Origin of the sequence: Pseudomonas sp. DG56-2 (assembly GCF_004803755.1) — a bacterium.
GTDB lineage: Bacteria > Pseudomonadota > Gammaproteobacteria > Pseudomonadales > Pseudomonadaceae > Aquipseudomonas > Aquipseudomonas auratipiscis.
This window is the reverse complement of the sequence record NZ_CP032311.1, coordinates 2,015,549-2,035,616: the sequence shown is the minus strand read 5'-3', so window position 1 is coordinate 2,035,616 and position 20,068 is coordinate 2,015,549. Positions and strand designations below refer to the sequence as shown.

Genomic DNA, 20,068 nt, shown 5'->3' with positions numbered 1-20,068 from the left:
GACAGACGTTCCCCAGAGGATATCAGCTACTTTGCCCTTGTAACTGCCGGGCTTTCTCCAGCAGCCTGGCCTTCTCTTCCGGGCTCATTGCATCCAGGCGCAGGCGTGCCTGGGCGAGTTTCTCCAGTTGCCCCGGTGCGCTTTCCTGCAGGCGTAGAACCTGGGCCAGTGCCGCGGGGGTGGGGTTATCGAACACCACGCCCGGGTGGACTTCGCACTGCAGTAGTTTGCGGATGCCTGCAACCAGTTTGATCACCAGCAACGAGTGGCCACCGGCAGCAAAGAAGTCCTGCTCGACACTCAGGCGCTCAAGCCCAAGCACGTGTGCCATGCGCTGGGCAAGCACTGTTTCCAGGCCATCCCGGGGTGCGACATACACCTGCTGCGTAGCGCCGAGGTCCAGCGTGGCCAAGGCCCGGCGGTCGATCTTGCCATTGCCCAGGCGGGGCATGGCGTTCAACACCTGCACCTGGTGCGGCACCATGACCGCGGGCAGGCGCTGGCTCAGTTGCCTCTTCAGACTCGCCTGCCAGTCCTCCACCGGCTCGCCCTGCGCGGTAACGAATGCCAGCGGTTCCTGCTGGGCATCGAGCACTACCGCGGCCTCACTGACGCCCTGCAGCGCGCAGAGCTCGGCTTCGATTTCCGCCAGTTCGACGCGAAAGCCACGCAGTTTGACTTGCTGATCGGCGCGACCCTGCAGCTGGATTCCGCCTTCGGGACGATAACGCGCAAGGTCTCCCGTGCGATAGATCCGTGTTCCCGGCTGCAGAGGATGGTCCAGGAAGGCTTCGGCCTGCTGCGCTGGGCTATTCAGGTAGCCACGAGTCAGTTGCTCACCGCCGATGTACAGTTCGCCGAGTTCACCGCTGGCAACCAATTCGCGTTGCGCATTGAGCACCCACACCTGATTGTTGCTCAGCACTTGGGTCAGCGGCACCACCGTGGCATCGAGATCTTGCGCGGTAATCGGATGAATCATCACTCCGACCGTGGTTTCACTCGGGCCATAGTGGTTGAACACGCGGATATCCCCGCGAATGCGCAGGATGCGTTCGACCAGTGCCGGGGCCACCGCTTCGCCACCCAGCACCAGCGTGGCTGGCAGTACCGCCGCGTCCGTATCGATGAGCGCCGCCAGATGTGAAGGGACGATTTTCACGCAGTCGATAGCATGCTGGGCAATGAAGCGCGCAAACGCCTGGCCGTCTTGCATGGTAACGTCGTCGGCCAGGTGCAGCGCCGCGCCGTTGTACAAGGCGCCGAACACGGCAGTGTGGCCCAGGTCAGCGACCACGCTGGAGCTGAAGGCGAACCGGCGGCAGCGCTCCAGGCCCATTGCCGCGCTGGCCGAGGCCACGTAGTTGAACAATGCGCGGTGTTCGATGACAACGGCCTTCGGCGTCCCGGTGGAGCCGGAGGTAAACAGCATGTAAGCAACGTCGTCGCCTAGCGCTGCAGGGTAGTCGGCCAGCGCCGGTGTCGGCTCGTTGCAGTCGATGTGCGCAAGGTCGAGCAGCGGCAGCGTCAACTCAGCGCTGGCAGGCAGCTCACGGGCAATCAGCAGTGCCGCGTCTGCTTGCTCTACAAGGCGAGCCAGGCGCGCGCTGGGCCATTGTGGATCGAGCGGCAGCCAGGCGGCGCCCAGGCGCCAGACCGCCAACGTCGCCACCAGCCAGTCGGTGCAACGCGGCAGGGCCAGGGCCACGCGCTGCCCGGGCTGCAAACCCTGACGACTCATGACCGCGGCCAGCTGTTGAACACGCTGTTCCAGCTGAGCGTAGGTGAGGGTCTGTCCCTCGCTTACCACGGCAGGTGCGTCAGGGGTCACCGAAGCCCACTCGGCAATGCGCTGGGCCAAGGTCAGGCTCGGGTCGATCGGCTGGGGGACCGGGTTGAGGGCCAGCAACCGTTGGCGCTCGGCGTCACCCAGGAGCGGCAACTCACTCACCGGGCGTGCGGGCATTGCACTGATGCCTTGCAGCAGCACCTGGTACTGCGCCAGTAAACCCGCCATGGCTTCGATGCCGTAGTGTGCGGTCTGGAATGCCAGGCTCAGTAGCTGCGGCGTGCCCTGGGTATCGGTGCCCACCTGCAACACCAATTCGAACCCAGGGTCCAGCGCCACCGCTCTGCGCGCCAACCACTGCCCTGCCCTCATCTGCGCAGCCGACGGCAAGCGCCGGAGCACGAAGCCGTGCGTTGGTTGGACGTCGCCACTCCAGTATTCCTGCCAGGTGCGGTGTTGCTCCAGCACCTGCGCAAGGTGGGTCAGGCACTGTTCAAATGGCATGGCCGGGTCCAGCGCCAGATGCAATGGCAGGGTCTTCTCGAATACACCGAAGGTCTGGTCAAAGAACTCGTAGTCGGCACGACCATCGTGACGCCATCCGGCGAGGAACGGAGAACGCCCGCTCAAACGTGCCAGCAGCACCCACCAGGCAGCTTGCAGCACTGTTTCCAGCGTCACACCCTGATTCGCGGCAAGCAGCTCGAGCGCCTGGCGCAACGCCGTTGGCAAGGGTGCATCGACCTGCCCGAGCGCTGCCGCCGAGGCCGTCTTGCGTCGGTAAGGCAACAGCGGTTGCGCCAGAGCTTGCGAACCGAGATGAGCCTGCCAGTACTGCGCAGCCTGTCCGGCATCTTCGTCACGCACCACTTCGCCGCGCCACTCCAGATACTGGCTGAACTGGCCCGCCTCTTCGTCTGCACCGCTGGCGCCTTGCTCGTAGGCTTGCAGTAGCTGCTCGACCAGCAATGGCAAGCTGCCCGCGTCGATCACACCACGTGCCAGGACCAGGCTCAGACGCCAACTGGCACCTTCCAGACGCTGCAACAAAGCCTGGGCCAGGCCGCCCTGTTGCAGAAGCAGCGGACGCTGCAGCCATTGTTCCAGGCGCTGCGCTGCGGTACCGGCATCGACGGCCAGATCATCAACCTCGACATTCAATCGCGGTTGCGCCAAGCCAGGGAACTGGCGTAGGCCGTGATACCCGGCGACCTCAAGCAGCCTCGTGGTCAACACCTGCTGGCGCACAGCCACATCGTCCAGCGCCGCTTGCAAGGCGGACATGTCCAGGGCGCCGTGGATATCCAAGTGCAGCACATGAGCCAACTGGCTCCAGCTTGCCCCAGCCTGAGCTGCCTGCACCCATTGCTGCTGCTCGGCAAGCAGGGCCAGGCCGCTGCCCGCCTCGTTCAGTTCGATGTCATTCATGCGTCAACCTCTTGTTCGCTGTTTACGGGGCGAAGTGCTGGCTGCGCTGCCTCCAGGCTGCGCCTTTCGACCATCTCGCCCATGGCGACAACGATCTTGCGCGGTCCTTCGAAAGGATCGCGGGCGTGAGCGGCAAGCATGTTATCCAGCAGGATCACATCGCCTTTGCGCCAGTCAAAGCGCACGGCGCAGGCTTCATACAGGTCACCGATCTCTTGCATCACTTCGTCCTCGATCGGCGAGCCATCGCCGTAATAGACGTGCCGAGGCATTCGCTCGATGCCGAACAATGCCAGCATGTCCTCGCGCACATCCGGGTCCAGGCAATAGATATGGTGCAACTGCACCTGGTTGAAAAAGGTCTTCTCGCCGGTCAACGGATGGCGAATGATCGCCGGGCACGGCGTGCGGATCTGCAGTTCGTCGTTGTCGAGCCAGGTCCACTGGATACCTGCGGCCCGGCAGCGGGCCTCCACGTGCGCGCGGTCATCGGTCTTGAAGAAATGCTGCCAGGACACATCGAGCTTGTCAGCGAAGGTTCTGACGTAAAGCAAGCCCTTCTGCTCGAAGGTTTCACGCAATGTCTCGGGCAGGCGCAGATACATCTGCCGACAATCGACCACCGGCGTCGCACCGCCCACCGGCGAGGGTTGTTCGCAGAAAAACAGCTGCTTGCGCGGCCAGGTGTCCTGGTGCGAGCTTTCGTTGTGGAAAAGGATCATCTTCTTTTCCGGATACGGCGTGGAGCGGTAGGTGTTCTTGCCACCCTCCTTCTTCGGCAAATCACCGTACTGACCGTAGAGCCCCGGTTGCACCGCCTCGGCAAAGGCCTCGAAGGCATGGATATCGTGCAAGGCAAAACCGCGCAAAAGGATGCCGGCATGGCGTGACAGTTTTTCTTCCAGCCACGGCCGGTTGCGCTTGACCCACGTCACCAGATCCAGCCCAGGGTCGTTCGGTTCGACCAGCAACGGGAACACCTGTGGCGGCGCCAGCAACGACTCGCGTATCGGTGCCTCGCCCGCCAACGGCCCTGCTGCCTTGGGCTTCTTCAGGAACTTGCCCAGCTTGTCGGCCTTGGGACCGACAGCCGGCGCCGGTGCAGCTGCTACGGCGGTATCGCTGATCATCTTGATGTCTCCTAGTCGGATATCCGGCTCACTGGCAATCTGTTCGAGAATGTGTATCCATGCCTTGGCCAGTTGGTTGATTCGTTCCGGTTTGAATAGCGCACTGGCGAACTGCCAAGTACCGCGCAGGCCGTCACCGTCAGGGTCGAGGAACAAGGCCATGTCGAATTTCGAGTAGCTGGCCAGTGCCGGCAGTACCTCGACCTTGAGTCCGTCCAGACTGCTGTTGCGTACCGGTAGGTTGTTCATCACGAACAACACCTGGACCAGCGGGTTAAGGCCACGTTGACGCGCGACACCGGAGGCTTCGACGATCATGTCGAAGGGTAAATCCTGGTGTTCGAAGGCGCTCAGCGCCGTGTCACGGACCACGCCCAGGTAACGGCTGAAGGTCTGCTCTGCGCTGTAGCGCGAACGCAATGGCAGGACGTTGACGAAGAAACCAATCAGTTGCTCCAGCTCCGGTTGCTGGCGCCCGGCAACGTCGGCGCCGACCACCAGGTCGTCGCTGGCGCTGATGCGGTGCAACAACACCTGGAAGGCGGCCAGCAAGGTGCTATAGAGGGTGGCGTTGGCCTGTGCAGCAAGCACCTTGAGGCGCTGCACCAAGGTGCCATCGAGATGCAGTTGCAGGTCGTTGCCCGCCGTTGATGCCACGTTCGTTCGTGGATAGTCGGTCGGCAACGGCAGTTGCCCGCTGTACGCGGCCAGTGTGCGCTTCCAGTAGTCGGCCTGCAGCGCCATGACGCCGCTGCTCTGCAATGCCTGCTGCCAGCGCGCATAGTCGCTGTACTGCACCTTCAGCGGTGTCAGCACGGCTGGCTTGCCGGCATGGAGCAAGCCGTAGAGCGCGACCCATTCATTAACCAGCAGCGACATCGACCAACCATCGGAGATGATGTGATGCATCGCATACAACACCACATGCTCGGTCGCACTCAGGCGCACCACCCGGCCGCGCATCAGCGGTGCACTGAGCAGGCTGATCGGGGTACTGGCATTGTCCAGTACCGCCTGCGCCACTTGCGTTTCCTGTTCGGCACGGCTCAAGGCGGACAGGTCCAGTAGCGGCAGGTCCAGTTCCACCGTCGGCGACACAAGGGCTATTGGATCGCCCTCGTCATCGCTGACATAGGCGGTTCGCAACACCTGATGACGACGGATGACTTCAGCCAGGCTGGCGCGCAGCAGTGGCACCTGCAACTCACCCTGCAAGCGCAAGGCCAGGGGCATGCCGTAAGCACCAGTGCCCGCGGACAACTGCTCGACCACCCACAGCCGTCGCTGGGCCAGCGACAACGGCGCCTCGGGTTGTTCGCCATAGGCGCTCAACGCAGGCCGCTGTGGCGCTGTGGCGTGCGTTGAACGTGCCTGCAGCAGTTGGGCGAACGCCTGCAGACGGGGATGATCGAACAGATCACGCAAACTCACCGGCACCGCAAGCAGCCCTTGCAGGCGTGACACCACCTGGGTAGCAAGCAGCGAATGGCCACCCAACTCGAAGAAGTGATCGTCAACCCCCACACGTTCAACATCCAGCACTTGCTGCCAGACCTCGGCAAGCTGCTGTTCAAGCGCCGTACACGGTGCTTGGAACGCGGCGCTGGCGGGCGGTTGATCGACCTCTGGCAACGCCTTGCGGTCGAGCTTGCCGTTGGGTGTCAATGGCAGTTGCGCCAGGAACAGGATAAAGACCGGCACCATGTAGCCCGGCAACTGATCGCCCAGACGCGCCTTGATCTGCGCGCGCAAGGTCGCTTGCTGCCCGGCTTCATCGCTATGTTCATGAGCGGCGATGTAAGCGACCAATTGCGCGCTGCCCTGATGTTCGACAGCGAGCACCGCGACCTCGCGCACCGAGTCCTGGGCCAGCAGGCGCGCCTCGATCTCGCCCAGCTCGATTCGAAAGCCGCGGATTTTCACCTGGTGATCGATACGCCCGAGGTATTCAATGCGCGCGTCGGGGCGGTAGCGGGTCAAGTCGCTGGTGCGATACAAGCGCTCGCCCGCGGTCGAAAACGGATTGGGCACGAAACGTTCGGCCGTCAGCGCCGCACGCCCCAGATAGCCACGGGTCAAGCCGGCCCCTGACAGATACAGCTCAGCCGCCACGCCCTGCGGTGCAGGTTGCAGACTGGCATCGAGAAGGAAGCTGCCGGTGCCCGGAAGTGGTCGGCCGATAGTCGCTGTGCCACCGGCTTCACGGCGTGTCCAGGTGGAATAAGTGGTGTCTTCCGACGGACCATACAGATCGTTGACCTGGGTGATGCCCGGCAATTGATACAGCTGCTCGACCAACGCTTGTTTCAGCGGTTCGCCTGCGAGGTTGATGATGCGCACGCTGGCAGGGATCTGCCCGGCGCGCAGCAACGCGGCAATTGCCGAAGGCACTGTGTTGATCAAGCGTACCTGGTCACGCGCCGGCAGCTCTGGCAACGCCAGGGCGTTGCGCGCCAGTATCAGTGAGCCGCCGCTGGCCAGGGTGACGAAAATCTCCCAGACCGAAAGGTCGAAGCACACCGAGGTCGACGCCAGAACGCCTTGCATGTCCTCGCGGCTGTATGCCTGTTGTGACCAGTGGATCAGAGCCTCGACGTTGCGGTGGGTAATGGCCACGCCTTTCGGCTGGCCGGTGGAGCCCGAGGTGTAAATCACGTAGGCCAGGTTGTCGGGGCTCAGGTGCAGCGGCGGAGCACTGTCGGGTTGTTCGGCCAGCCATGGCGCATCGACCTGCATCTGAACGATGCGGGTGCCGGCGGGCGGCACAAGCGCGCCAAGTACCGACGCTTGTGTAATCAAGACCTCGGCGCGACTGTCCGCAAGCATGTAGGCCAGGCGCTCGGTCGGGTAGTCCGGGTCCAGCGGCACGTAGGCGCCTCCGGCCTTGAGTACCGCCAATAGCGCAACGATCAGTTCACTGGAACGCTCCAGGGCCACACCGACGCGCACTTCGGCACCCACGCCGAGGCTGATCAAGTGATGCGCCAGGCGATTAGCCTGCTGGTCCAGTTGGCGATAACTCAAATGCTGGTGCTGGTCGATCAGCGCCAATTGTTCGGGATGGGCCTGCACCTGACGGACGATCAAGGCAACAATGGAACTGCCCTGGGCCGGCGGCAACGTGCTGGCGTTCCAGTCATGCAGCAGGCACTGGTGTTCGCCTGCTGTCAGCATCGGCAACTCGCCGAGCGCCCCAGGCGCCGCCAACATGCCGTGCAGCAACGCTGACAGATGTGCGCCAAAGCCCTGCACCTGGCTAGCGCTGAAATGCGCGCGGGCATACTGGAACTGTAGAGTCAGGCGATCTTCGACGGCAACCAGCAGAGTCAATGGATAGCTGGTTTGCTCACGCGTCTGCACCTCGGTAAAGCGCAGCCCCTGCGGTGCGCCCTCCTGCAAGGCTGTAGAGACCGGATAGTTCTCGAACACCAATAATGAATCGAACAGCCCTTCGCCGCCCTGCCCGGCCCAGCGTTGAATATCGAATAGCGGCGTGTGCTCGTGGTCGCGCAGGGCGAGATTCTGCGCTTGCAGGGTTTGCAGCACCTGCACCAGCGACTGCTCGGGGCTGAGGCTGACAACCACCGGCAAGGTGTTGATGAACAGACCGACCTGCGCTTCGATACCTGGCAGCGGCGCTGAACGCCCCGCCACCGTAGCACCGAAAGCTACCGTTGGCTGACCGCTGTAACGTTGCAGCAACAAGGCCCAGGCTGCTTGAATCAGCGTGTTCAAGGTTACCTTGTGCTGACTGGCGAAGGTCTTCAGACCCTGGGTAATGTCCGGCTCCAGCGTCTGCTTGAACTCGGCATAACCACTCAACCCCTGGGGCGGGTCTGGCAGTGTTGCAGCAAGGCGGGTGGGTGCGTCGAGGTGCTGGACATGCGCCTTCCAGAAACGCTCGTCCGCCACAGGATCCTGCTTGTCCAACCAGGCGATGTAGTCGCGGTAGCGCCCCGCTTGATCTGCCAGCGCGACACCGCTGTAGCGCTGCAGGACCTCTGCGAGCAACTGCGCATTGCTCCAGCCGTCCATAAGAATGTGGTGGCTGGTGTAGATCAATGTGTAGCGCTGCTCGTCCAGTCGAAGCAGGTGTAACGTCAGCAAAGGCGCACGTTCCAGGGCAAAGCCCTTGCTGCGCTGAGCTTCGGCCCAGGCCTCGATGGCCTCGGCCTGATCCGCGCGATTGCGCCAGTCTTCAACAAGAAACGGCACCTGCGCCGCACGCTGCACCACCTGTAACGGCCGAGTCAGGTTGCTGCCGGTGAGAAACGCCGTGCGCAGAATATCGTGCGCATCCACGGTGGCCTGCCAGGCCGCCTGGAAGCGCTGCAGGTCGAGACCTTGCACGGTAACCGACATCTGGTTGATGTACTGACCCGGGGCCTGCGCGTAGAGGCTGTGGAACAACATACCCTGCTGCATCGGCGACAGTGGATAGAGGTCCTGCACGGCTCGCGGATCAAGGCCAAGTTGATCAAGCTGTTGTTGCTCAAGCTTGGCCAACGGCACATCTGCTGGCGTGAGCGCGCCGATGCCTGCGCTGCAGCAATGCTCGATCAGCTCATGCAACGCTTGGGTGTAGGCGTCGGCCAGGGCCTGGACCGTGGTTTCATCGAACATCTGCGCGCTGAACTGCCAATCCACCAGCAGTTCACCCCCATAGACTTGACCGTTGAGGGTCAACCAGTTCGGCAGCGGTGCAGCAGCATCCTGCTCCTGACCTCGCGCTTGGTTACTGGGTACAAACAGGCCATCGGTCTGCGCGAAACCTGCATCGAGCTGACCGAGGTAGTTGAACGTAACGCGCGCTGGCGTCAGTTGCGCCAAGGCTTGGCGGGAGTCAGGGCTACCCAGGTAGCGCAAGGCGCCGTAACCCATGCCGTGGTCCGGCACCGCGCGCAATTGTTCCTTGATCTGTTTGATCGAGTCGGCCAGTGCTGGCGCCGGCGTCAGTTTGAGCGGATAGAAGCTGGTGAACCAGCCCACACTACGGGTCAGGTCGAGTTCGCGCGACAGCGGTTCGCGGCCATGTCCCTCCATCAGCACGGCAACCGAGGGGTGACCGCTCCAACGGACAAGAACACGCGCCAAGGCCGTCAACAGCAAATCGTTGACGCGGGTGCGATACGCCGTGGGGGCCTCTTGCAGCAAGCGTCGGGTAACGTCGGCATCGAGGCGCGTCTGCACATGACAGGCATCGCGATTGAACAACGACGCCGCCGGACGTTGGCAAGGAAGCTCGGCGTCTACCGCCTGGGCTTGCCAGAACGCTAGCTGATGCTCCAGTTCCGGAGTGCAGGCATCGGCCTGCAGTTGCTCGGCCCAGACCTTGATCGAATGCGTCTTGGCCGGCAAGCGCACCTCCTGGCCTGCCAGTGATTGTTGATAGGCCGATTGCAAGTCTTCGAGCAGAATGCGCCAGGACACGCCGTCCACCACCAGGTGATGAACCACCAGCAACAGGCGTTGGCTGCCATCGGCCAGCGTTGCCAGCAACGCCCGCAGCAACGGCCCCTGCTGCAGGTCAAGACTGCGCTGAACCGTATCGGCGGCTGTGTTCAATTGTGCTTCGTCAGCGACTGTCAGTTGCCACAGCAACATGTTGTCGTGCGCCTCGGCAAACTGCGCGCTCCAGCCTTGGCCGTTTGGATTGTGAAAATGCAGGCGCAACGCGTCGTGGTGACGAACGATACTGCCCAGGGCCTGATCGAGTGCCTCCACCTGCAAGGGATCACGGGGCGCCAGCAGCAGCGACTGGTTCCAGTGCTGGTGATTGTCCGTCAGGGTGTCGAAGAACCAGTGCTGGAACGGCATCAACAAGGCTTCCCCCTGTACCGGCCCCTGGTCGATGACATGCGCTGTTTCGCCGGTCTCGGCCACTGCCGCCAGGCTTTGCACGGTTTGATGCTGGAACAAGTCTTTGGGGCTGAAACGAATACCGGCCTGGCGGGCGCGGCTGACCACCTGGATGGAGATGATCGAGTCGCCGCCAAGCTCGAAGAAGTTGTCGGCCAGCCCTACTTGCTCGATCTTCAATACGTCCTGCCAGATCGCCGCGATCTGCTGCTCCACCGCGGTGCGCGGGGCCACGTAGCTTTTCTGCACGCGGTTGGCGTCTGGCTTGGGCAGGGCCTTGCGGTCCAGCTTGCCGTTGGGGCTCAGGGGCATGTGTTCGATGAACAGCAACTGTGCTGGCACCATGTAATCCGGCAACGCCTGGCGCAGCGGCTCGCGAATCGCATCGCGCAGGGCTTCCTGGCGCTGCGGGGTCCAATCGGTAGGCACCACATAGGCGACCAGCGCGGCGTCGATGGCCAGCACTACCGCTTCGCGCACGGCGTCCTGTTCCATCAGGCGTGCTTCGATTTCGCCCAGTTCGATGCGCAAACCGCGGATCTTCACCTGGTGGTCGATGCGGCCTCGATACTCGATTACGCCGTCAGCCCGCTGGCTGGCCAGATCACCGGTGCGGTACAAACGTGCGCCGTTGCCAAACGGGCTGGTGACAAAGCGCTCGGCGGTGAGTGCCGCACGGCGGTGATAACCGCGCGCCAGGCCCATGCCACCCAAGTACAACTCGCCGACCACACCCACTGGCAGCGCGTTCAATTCGGCGTCGAGCACGTAGGTTTGCAGGTTGGCAATCGGCTCACCGATCGGCACGGCATCGCGGCCTTCGTCGCGGCAGGTCCAGTGGGTAACGTCGATGGCCGCTTCGGTCGGGCCATAGAGGTTGTACAAACCGGCATTCGGTAGTTTGGCCAACACTTGAGCTTGAGCGTCCACCGGCAATGCTTCGCCACTGCAAATGATGCGGCGCAAACCGGTGCAACTGGCGACCTGCTCGTCGAGCAGGAACATCTGCAGCATCGACGGTACAAAGTGCAGGGTCGTGACCTGATGGGCATGAATCAGCGCTACCAAGCGTCGTGGGTCACGATGATCACCTGGCGCAGCCATGGCCAGGCGCGCACCGGTCATCAGCGGCCAGAAGAATTCCCATACCGACACGTCGAAGCTGAACGGGGTTTTCTGCAGGACGGTGTCACCTGCGCCCAGGCCGTAGGCCTGTTGCATCCAGCACAGGCGGTTGCTCAGGGCTTTATGGCGGTTGCCGGCCCCTTTCGGCTTGCCGGTGGATCCGGAGGTGTAGATCACATAGGCAAGATGCTCGGGGTCGAGCTGCGGCGCCGGGGCATGCACGGGAAAACGCTCCAACACCAGTTGGTCGAGCGCCAGTACCGGCAGCTCGGCCGGGCATGGCAGGCGCAGGTGCGATTGCGTCAGCAGCAAGGCGATGCGGCTGTCCTCAATCATGTAGGCCAGACGTTCCTCGGGGTATTCCGGGTCGAGCGGTACATAAGCGCCACCTGCCTTGAGAATCGCCAGCAGGCCGATGACCATGTCCATACTGCGCTCGACGGCAATACCGACCAGCACTTCAGGCCCGACGCCCAGCGCGATCAACTGATGGGCCAGCTGGTTGGCGCGCTGGTCCAGCTCGCGGTAGCTCAACTGCTGCGCGCCCATGCACAAGGCAGGCGCGTCGGGGGTGGCTTGCACTTGCTGTTCGATCAGCCTATGCACGGGTGTATCCAGCGGGTATTCGGCGGCGGTGGCGTTCCACTGCTCGACGATCTGCACCGTTTCCTCGGCATCGAGCAGGGCCAGCTCGGCGACCTTGGCCTGCGGACTGGCAACGATAGCGCGCAGCAGGTTGAGCCAATGCCGCGCCATGCGCTCGATACTGCTGTGCTCGAACAAATCGCGGGCGTAGATCAGCGCCGCCGACAGCCCGTGGCCGCTATCCTGGGTTTCCAGGGTCAGGTCCAGTTGAGCCGTGCCGGCATCCCACTCCAAGGCCTCGACGGTAAGCCCCGACAAACTCATTGATAGCGCTTGATGCACGCCATCCTGGTGGTTGTGCATGGCTTGGAACAGGGGGTTATGGCTGAGGCTGCGCGCGACACCCAAGGCCTCGACCAAGTGTTCGAAAGGCAGGTCCTGATGGGTTTGCGCATCACCTACCTGCTGGTCGATACGTTGCAGCAAGACTGCGAAGCTTTCATCACCGCGAAGGCGTGTCGCAAGCACCTGAGTATTGACGAACAGCCCGATCAGCCGTTCGGTCTCCAGGCGGTTACGGTTAGCCACGGGCACACCGACGCGGATGTCGCCCTGGCCGCTGTAGCGTTGCAGTAGCACCATGAACGAGGCCAGCAACAACACGAACAGACTGACCCCGTGCCCTTGCGCCAACTGGCGCAAGGCGCTGTCCAATTCGTCAGGCACGGCAATGGGCAGGCGACCACCGCGATAGCTCATGGTCGGCGGACGCGGATGGTCACTGGGCAGTTCCAGCACATCCTGGATCTCACCCAACTGGCTTTTCCAGTAGGCCAATTGACGCTCGCCTTCGCCCGACTCCATCCACTGGCGCTGCCACGCCGCAAAGTCAACGTACTGGATGGGCAATGCTGTTTGCGCCGGCGCCAGACCTTGGGCGCACGCCGCATAGCAGGCCATCAATTCCTCGACCATCAGGCTCATCGACCAGCCATCGGTGACGATGTGATGCAGCACCAGGACCAGCAGGTGTTCATCATCAGCCAAGCGCACCAGGCGCACGCGCAGCAATGGACCATTGAGCAAGTCGAATGGCTGCGCGCTCAGTTCGGCCACGCAGGCACGCATCAATGCCTCGCGCTGCGCACCTTCGGCGTGCAGATGGGTTTGCTCGATAACGACCTGCGCTGTCGCCTCCACCTGCTGGCTGACTTGCCCTTCGGCTTCGACGAAGCGCGTGCGCAAGCAGGCATGCCGCTCGACCAGAGTCGCAAAACTCTGGCGCAGGTGCTCGACATTCAACACACCGCGCAACAGCAAGGCACTGGGAATGTGATACGCACTGCTGTGCGGTTCCAGTTGCCAGAGAAACCACTGACGCTGCTGGGCATAGGACAGGGGTGCCCGCTCGCCAGGACGGCTGGGGACGATCGGCAGCTTGGCGACATCGATACCCATCTCGTGGAGCTTGGCAAACATCTGCCGACGCTTGTCGGCAGACAGCCCCTTGATACGTTCGACCAGTTGCTGGTTGCGACCTGTTGGCTCAAACATTTTCTGTCTCCAGTTCATCCAGCACGCCGAAGATCTGATCCAGTTCGTCGTCCTGGGCCTGCGTCGAAGCGGCCTGCTCCAGGAACGCCGCCAATTCGCCGAGGCTGCGTAGGCCGTGGAACGCCCTGATCTTCAACTCCACGCCGAGTTCGGCGCGAATGCGTGAAAGCAACATGACCAATTGCAGCGAGTGCCCGCCGAGGGCAAAAAAGTCGTCGTTCAGGCCAACTTGCTCAAGGCTCAGGACGTCCTGCCAGATCAGCGCCAGGCGCTGTTCGAGATCGCTTTGCGGCGCCACATAGTGCTGCTGCAAGAGGCTGGCATCCGGCGCGGGCAGGGCTTTGCGATCCAGTTTGCCGTTGGTGGTCAGCGGCAGTTCGGTCAGCAGCAACAGGTGCGCAGGCACCATGTACTCCGGCAGTGCGCTGCGTAGCGCCGCCTTGAGCTGATCGCGCAGTTGCGCCTGTACCTCGCCGGGCGCATCGAGCAGCGCGCTATCGCGCGGCACCAGATAAGCCACCAGTTGCACGGCGTCGCCCTCCCCCCACGGCAGTACAACCACGCTGGCCACCGCCTCATCGGCCAGCAGACGCGCCTCGATCTCACCCAATTCGATACGGAAGCCGCGAATCTTCAATTGATGGTCGATGCGGCCGATGTACTCGATCACCCCGTCAGCCTGATAGCGAGCCAGGTCGCCGCTGCGATACAGACGTCCGCCATCGTTACCGAACGGGTCGGGCACAAAACGGCTTGCACTGAGGTCACCGCGATTGAGATAGCCGCGCGCCAAACCGGCACGGCCGATGTACAACTCACCGACGCAACCCTTGGGCACTGGATTCAGATCGGCATCGAGCAAGTACCACGACAGGTCGGCGATCGGCTCGCCAATCGGGCTGCTGGCTTCCTGCTCCAGGTCAGCCAACGTCAGCGGCCGGTAGGTCACGTGCACGGTGGTTTCGGTGATACCGTACATGTTCACCAGTTGCGGCGCGCTGTCACCAAAGCGCTCGAACCAGGGGCGCAGGCTCTTCACGTCCAGCGCTTCGCCGCCGAAGATCACTTTGCGCAACAGGTGCTGCGCAGGTTCGGCGCAGGCCACTTGCATCAAGGCCTTGAACGCCGACGGTGTCTGGTTGAGCACCGTCACCCCTTCGGCGCACAGCAGGTGGTAGAACTCACGCGGCGAACGGCTGACCTCATGCGGCACCACCAGCAATCGACCACCGTGCAACAGCGCACCGAAAATCTCCCAGACCGAGAAGTCAAAGCCGTAGGAGTGGAACAGGCTCCAGACATCCTGCGGACCAAAACCAAACCAGTCGTCGGTGGCGGCAAACAGGCGCAGAACGTTGCGATGGGTCAGCAAGGTGCCCTTGGGCTTGCCGGTGGAGCCCGATGTGTAAATGACATAGGCGAGGTTGTCGGGGCTGACGCGGGTAAGCGGATCGTCATCGCGCAGCGCCTCGGCGTGATCCTCCAGCAACAACACCGGCACCCCCGCAGGCACCGACATCCGTGGCTGCAAGCTGGTTTGGGTCAGCAACAGGGCAATGCCGCTGTCGGCGATCATGTAGCCCAGGCGATCGTCTGGATACGCCGGATCGAGCGGCACATAAGCCCCGCCAGCTTTGAGAATCGCCAGCAGCCCCACCAGCATGTCCAGGCTGCGCTCCACCGCCAGCCCGACCAGCACATCCGGGCCGACGCCATGGGCGATCAAGCGATGGGCCAAGGCATTGGCGCGACCGTTGAGCTGGGCGTAGGTCAACTGCTGGGCGCCACAACTCACAGCCACCGCATCGGGTCGTTCACGGGCACGCTCGGCGATGATCGGGTGCAGACAGCGCTCCACCGGAAAGTCGACCAACGCGTTGTTCCACTGCTGGACAATGGCCTGGCGCTCATCGCCCACCAGCATGGGCAGCTCACCGACGCGTTGCTGCGGGGCCTCGACCATTGCCTGCAACAGTACTTGCCAATGGCTGGCGAGACGGTCGATGGTTGAAGCCTCGAATACGTCTGTGGCGTAGGTAAACAGCGCCTCGATACCCTCGACCGACTCAAAGGTGTCGAGCATCAGATCGAATTGGGTGGTTTTGCTCGCCAACGACAAGCCTTCCAGGCTCAACCCGGGCAACTGGCGCGGCAATGCGGCCTGACGCCCCTGGGCCTGATGATTGAACAGCACCTGGAACAGTGGATGATGACTGGCATCACGTTGTGGCTGCAACGCTTCGAGCAGTTGTTCGAACGGCAGGTCCTGGTGCGCTTGCGCCTCCACGGCAGACTGCCTGACCTGGCGCAGCAGCGTCACCACCGACATTTGCGTATCGATACTCGCCTGCATGACCTGGGTGTTGACGAAGAAGCCGATCAGACCTTCGGTTTCCAGGTGCTGACGGTTGGCGACAGGCACACCAACGCGAATCAGAGGCTGGCGACTGTAGCGATGCAGGACGAGTTGCAACGACGCCAACAAGACCATGAACACGGTCGCGCCCTGCGCCTGCGCCAAGGCCTTGAGCTGCGCGCTCAAGGCGGGCGTCAGGCGCCAGGGCAACGTCGCACCGCGCCCGCTGGCCTGGGCCGGCCGTGGACGGTCCAGCGGCAACTCGAGCAGTTCATGCTCAGCGCCCAGATGCGTTGTCCAGTAGGCCAATTGCTGTTCGCGCGCCCCTGCCGCCATGTGCTTGCGTTGCCACTGCGCATAGTCGGCGTACTGCACCGTCAGCGCCGGCAACTGCAACGATTGGCCTTGGCTGAACGCGCTGTAGCACTGCAACAACTCCTCGACCATGCGCTGCATCGACCAGGCATCGGAGACAATATGGTGCTGGGTGAGCGCCAACACATGCTCATCTGCCGCCAGACGCAACAGCCCGACGCGCAGCAACGGCCCTTGCTCCAGGTCGAACAGACGGCTGGCCTGGCGTTCCAGCCATGCTTCGATGTGTCCAGCAGGATCGGTGTGGCCGTTCAACGCTTGCACATCGATGTTCAGCGGCGTCGCAGCGGCAATGGACTGTAAAAGCTGACCATCCTGCTGGATAAAGGTAGTGCGCAAGGTTTCATGGCGGGCGATCAGGGCATCGAAAGCCCGCTGCAGGGCAGTCATGTCCACGGCTCCGCGCAGGCGTAGCGCGGTTGGAATGTGATAGGCGGTGCTCTGTGGATCCATTTGCCAGAGATACCACTGGCGTTCCTGGGCGTAGGACAGCAGCAGCGGTTGCTCACGATCGATCACCAGCAACGGGGCCCGTGGCGTTGACGCAAGGGTGCGCAAGCTGGCAGCAAACGCACGCAGGGTGGCGTGCTCGAACAAGCGCTTGAGCGGTACCTGCATATTCAGCGCCTGGCTGAGTCGCGAAACCACCTGAGTGGCCAGCAGTGAATGCCCACCCAAGGCGAAAAAATCATCCTCGGCGCCAACCTGCGGCAGTTGCAGAAGGTCAGCCCAGATAGCGGCAACGGTTTCCTCCAGCAGGCCCTGCGGCGCCACATAGTGCTGTTGCAAGAGGCTGGCATCTGGCGCTGGCAGGGCTTTGCGATCCAGTTTGCCGTTGGTGGTCAGCGGCAGTTCGGTCAGCAGCAACAGGTGCGCGGGCACCATGTACTCCGGCAGTGCGCTGCGTAACGCCGCCTTGAGCTGATCGCGCAGTTGCGCCTGTACCTCGCCGGGCGCATCGAGCAGCACGCTATCGCGCGGCACCAGGTAAGCCACCAGTTGCACGGCGTCGCCCTCCCCCCACGGCAGTACAACCACGCTGGCCACAGCCTCATCGGCCAGCAGACGCGCTTCGATCTCACCCAATTCGATGCGGAAGCCGCGGATCTTCAATTGATGGTCGATACGGCCGATGTACTCGATCACCCCGTCAGCCTGATAGCGGGCCAGGTCGCCGGTGCGATAGAAGCGCCCGCCATCGTTACCGAACGGATCGGGCACAAAACGGCTTGCACTGAGGTCACCGCGATTGAGGTAGCCGCGCGCCAAACCGGCACGGCCGATGTACAACTCACCGACGCAACCCTTGGGCACTGGATTCAGATCGGCATCGAGCAGGTACCACGACAGGTCGGCAATCGGCTCGCCAATCGGGCTGCTGGCTTCCTGCTCCAGGTCAGCCAAGGTCAGCGGCCGGTAGGTCACGTGCACGGTGGTTTCGGTGATGCCGTACATGTTCACCAGTTGCGGCGCGCTGTCACCAAAGCGCTCGAACCAGGGGCGCAGGCTCTTTACGTCCAGCGCTTCGCCGCCGAAGATCACTTTGCGCAACAGGTGCTGCGCAGGTTCGGCGCAGGCCACTTGCATCAAGGCCTTGAACGCCGACGGTGTCTGGTTGAGCACCGTCACCCCTTCGGCGCACAGCAGGTGGTAGAACTCACGCGGCGAACGGCTGACTTCGTGCGGCACCACCAGCAATCGACCACCGTGCAACAGCGCACCGAAAATCTCCCAGACCGAGAAGTCAAAGCCGTAGGAGTGGAACAGGCTCCAGACATCCTGCGGACCAAAACCAAACCAGTCGTCGGTGGCAGCAAACAGGCGCAGGACGTTGCGATGGGTGAGCAAAGTGCCCTTGGGCATGCCGGTGGAGCCCGATGTGTAAATGACATAGGCGAGGTTGTCGGGGCTGACGCGGGTAAGCGGATCGTCCTCACGCAGCGCTTGAGCAGAGTCTTCCAGCAACAACACCGGCACCACCGCAGGCACCGACATCCGTGCCTGCAAACTGGCCTGGGTCAGCAACAGGGCAATGCCGCTGTCGGCGATCATGTAGGCCAGGCGATCGTCTGGATACGCTGGGTCGAGCGGCACATAAGCACCGCCTGCCTTGAGAATCGCCAGCAGCCCCACCAACATTTCCAGGCTGCGCTCCACCGCCAGCCCGACCAGCACATCCGGCCCGACGCCACGGGCGATCAAGCGATGGGCCAAGGCATTGGCGCGGCCGTTGAGCTGGGCGTAGGTCAACTGCTGGGCGCCACAACTCACAGCCACCGCATCGGGCCATTCACGGGCACGCTCGGCGATGATCTGGTGCAGGCAACGCTCGACCGGGAAGTCGACCAATGCTTTGTTCCACTGCTGGACAATGGCCTGGCGTTCATCGCCCACCAGCATGGGCAACTCACCGATGCGTTGCTGCGGGCTCTGCACCATTGCCTGCAATATCACTTGCCAATGGCTGGCGAGACGGTCGATGGTCGCGGCTTCGAACAGGTCACTGGCGTAAGTCAGTGCGGCACGCAATTCGCCGGCTTGTTCATAGGTATCCAGGGTCAGCTCGAACAGCGTGGTACGCCCCTGCCATTGCACCGGCTCCAGGACCAACCCAGATGCCAGCGAATAATCACCGACATCCGCCACGAGTGGCTGATGGTTGTACATGACCTGGAACAGGGGTGTGCGACTGGCGTCGCGCTCAAGCTTCAGGGCTTCGACCAGTTGCTCGAACGGCAGGTCCTGATGCGCCTGGGCACCTAGCACCAGCGCTTTCACCTGAGCAAGCAAGTTGGCGACACTGAGCTGCCCATCGACATGTGCACTCAATACCTGGGTATTCACAAAGCAGCCAATCAGCCCTTCCACTTCGGCACGGTTGCGGTTTGCGATAGGTGAGCCGACACGGATGGTCGGTTGGCCGCTGTAACGATGCAACAGCACGTTGAAAGCAGTCAGCAGCAGCATGAACAGGGTGACGTTGTGCTGGCGGGCAAAACTGCGTAATTGCTCGACCAACGCCCGATCCAGAGAAAACGCGAGACGTCGACCGCGATAGCTGGCCTGCGCCGGGCGCGGATGATCGAGCGGCAACTCCAGGGCTGGGTGATCGTTGCCCAATTGCTCGAGCCAGTAGTCCAATTGGCGCTGCTGCTCGCCCGCCTCCAGCCAGCGTCGCTGCCACAAGGCGTAGTCACTGTACTGGATAGCCAGAGCGGGCAAGGCCGGCACCTGCTGGTCCAGGTGCGCCGTGTACAACCGAGTGAATTCTTCGATCAGCACGTTCATCGACCAGCCATCAGCGACGATATGGTGCAAGGTCAGCAACAGCACATGCTCGTCGGCCTTGAGCTTGAGCAGGGCTATACGCATCAACGGCCCTTGTGTCAGGTCGAAGGGCTGTAAGGCACGCTGCTGAGTGAGCGCACCCACCTGCTGCTCGCGAGCAGCGTCAGCCAGGTCACTGAGGTCCAGATGCTCCACCTGCGGCCATTGCGCAATCGGCGCCAACACCAGTCGCTCATCGGCCTGCTGAATGAACACGCTGCGCAAGGTTTCGTGACGCTCAACCAGGCTGGTAAAGGCCTGCTCCAGCGCACCAATGTCCAGCGTACCGCGCAGGCGCACCGCACCCAGCAGGTTGTAGGCGGCGCTGGCAGGCTCAAGTTGCCACAACAACCACATACGCTGTTGTGCATACGACAAGCCATCGCGTTCAGCCACCGGCACCTGGGCCGGAATGGGGAACTGGGCAAAGTCGACCCCCTCGCGCGCCAACCCCTGGAGAAAGATGCGGCGCTTTTCCAACGGCAACTCTATGAATCGGCGGGCAAGCTTGCGGGCATCTTCGGCGTTCATCGACTTCAT

At 62.6% G+C, this 20,068-nt stretch carries 3 protein-coding genes; all 3 read right to left on the bottom strand.

The features are described 5' to 3' along the window. Positions 1 to 22: 22 nt before the first annotated feature. The 3 genes from D3Z90_RS09360 to D3Z90_RS09350 are packed head-to-tail and all read right to left on the bottom strand — an operon-like array spanning position 23 to position 20,059. Positions 23 to 3,217, bottom strand: coding sequence for a non-ribosomal peptide synthetase (locus D3Z90_RS09360; protein ID WP_136475474.1), 3,195 nt, complete (start codon positions 3,215 to 3,217; stop codon positions 23 to 25). Next, complete coding sequence (locus D3Z90_RS09355) at positions 3,214 to 13,470, bottom strand: non-ribosomal peptide synthetase (RefSeq protein WP_136475473.1); 10,257 nt, start codon at positions 13,468 to 13,470, stop codon at positions 3,214 to 3,216. Before D3Z90_RS09355 ends, D3Z90_RS09360 begins: the two co-directional genes overlap by 4 nt. Continuing rightward, complete coding sequence (locus D3Z90_RS09350) at positions 13,463 to 20,059, bottom strand: non-ribosomal peptide synthetase (RefSeq protein ID WP_136475472.1); 6,597 nt, start codon at positions 20,057 to 20,059, stop codon at positions 13,463 to 13,465. Before D3Z90_RS09350 ends, D3Z90_RS09355 begins: the two co-directional genes overlap by 8 nt. Positions 20,060 to 20,068: the final 9 nt, after the last annotated feature.

Bases quoted from the DNA above. Each gene is read 5' to 3' on its own strand.
- D3Z90_RS09350 (WP_136475472.1), bottom strand. From the start codon at position 20,059: ATGAACGCCGAAGATGCCCGCAAGCTTGCCCGCCGATTCATAGAGTTG.
- D3Z90_RS09360 (WP_136475474.1), bottom strand. From the start codon at position 3,217: ATGAATGACATCGAACTGAACGAGGCGGGCAGCGGCCTGGCCCTGCTT.
- D3Z90_RS09355 (WP_136475473.1), bottom strand. From the start codon at position 13,470: ATGTTTGAGCCAACAGGTCGCAACCAGCAACTGGTCGAACGTATCAAG.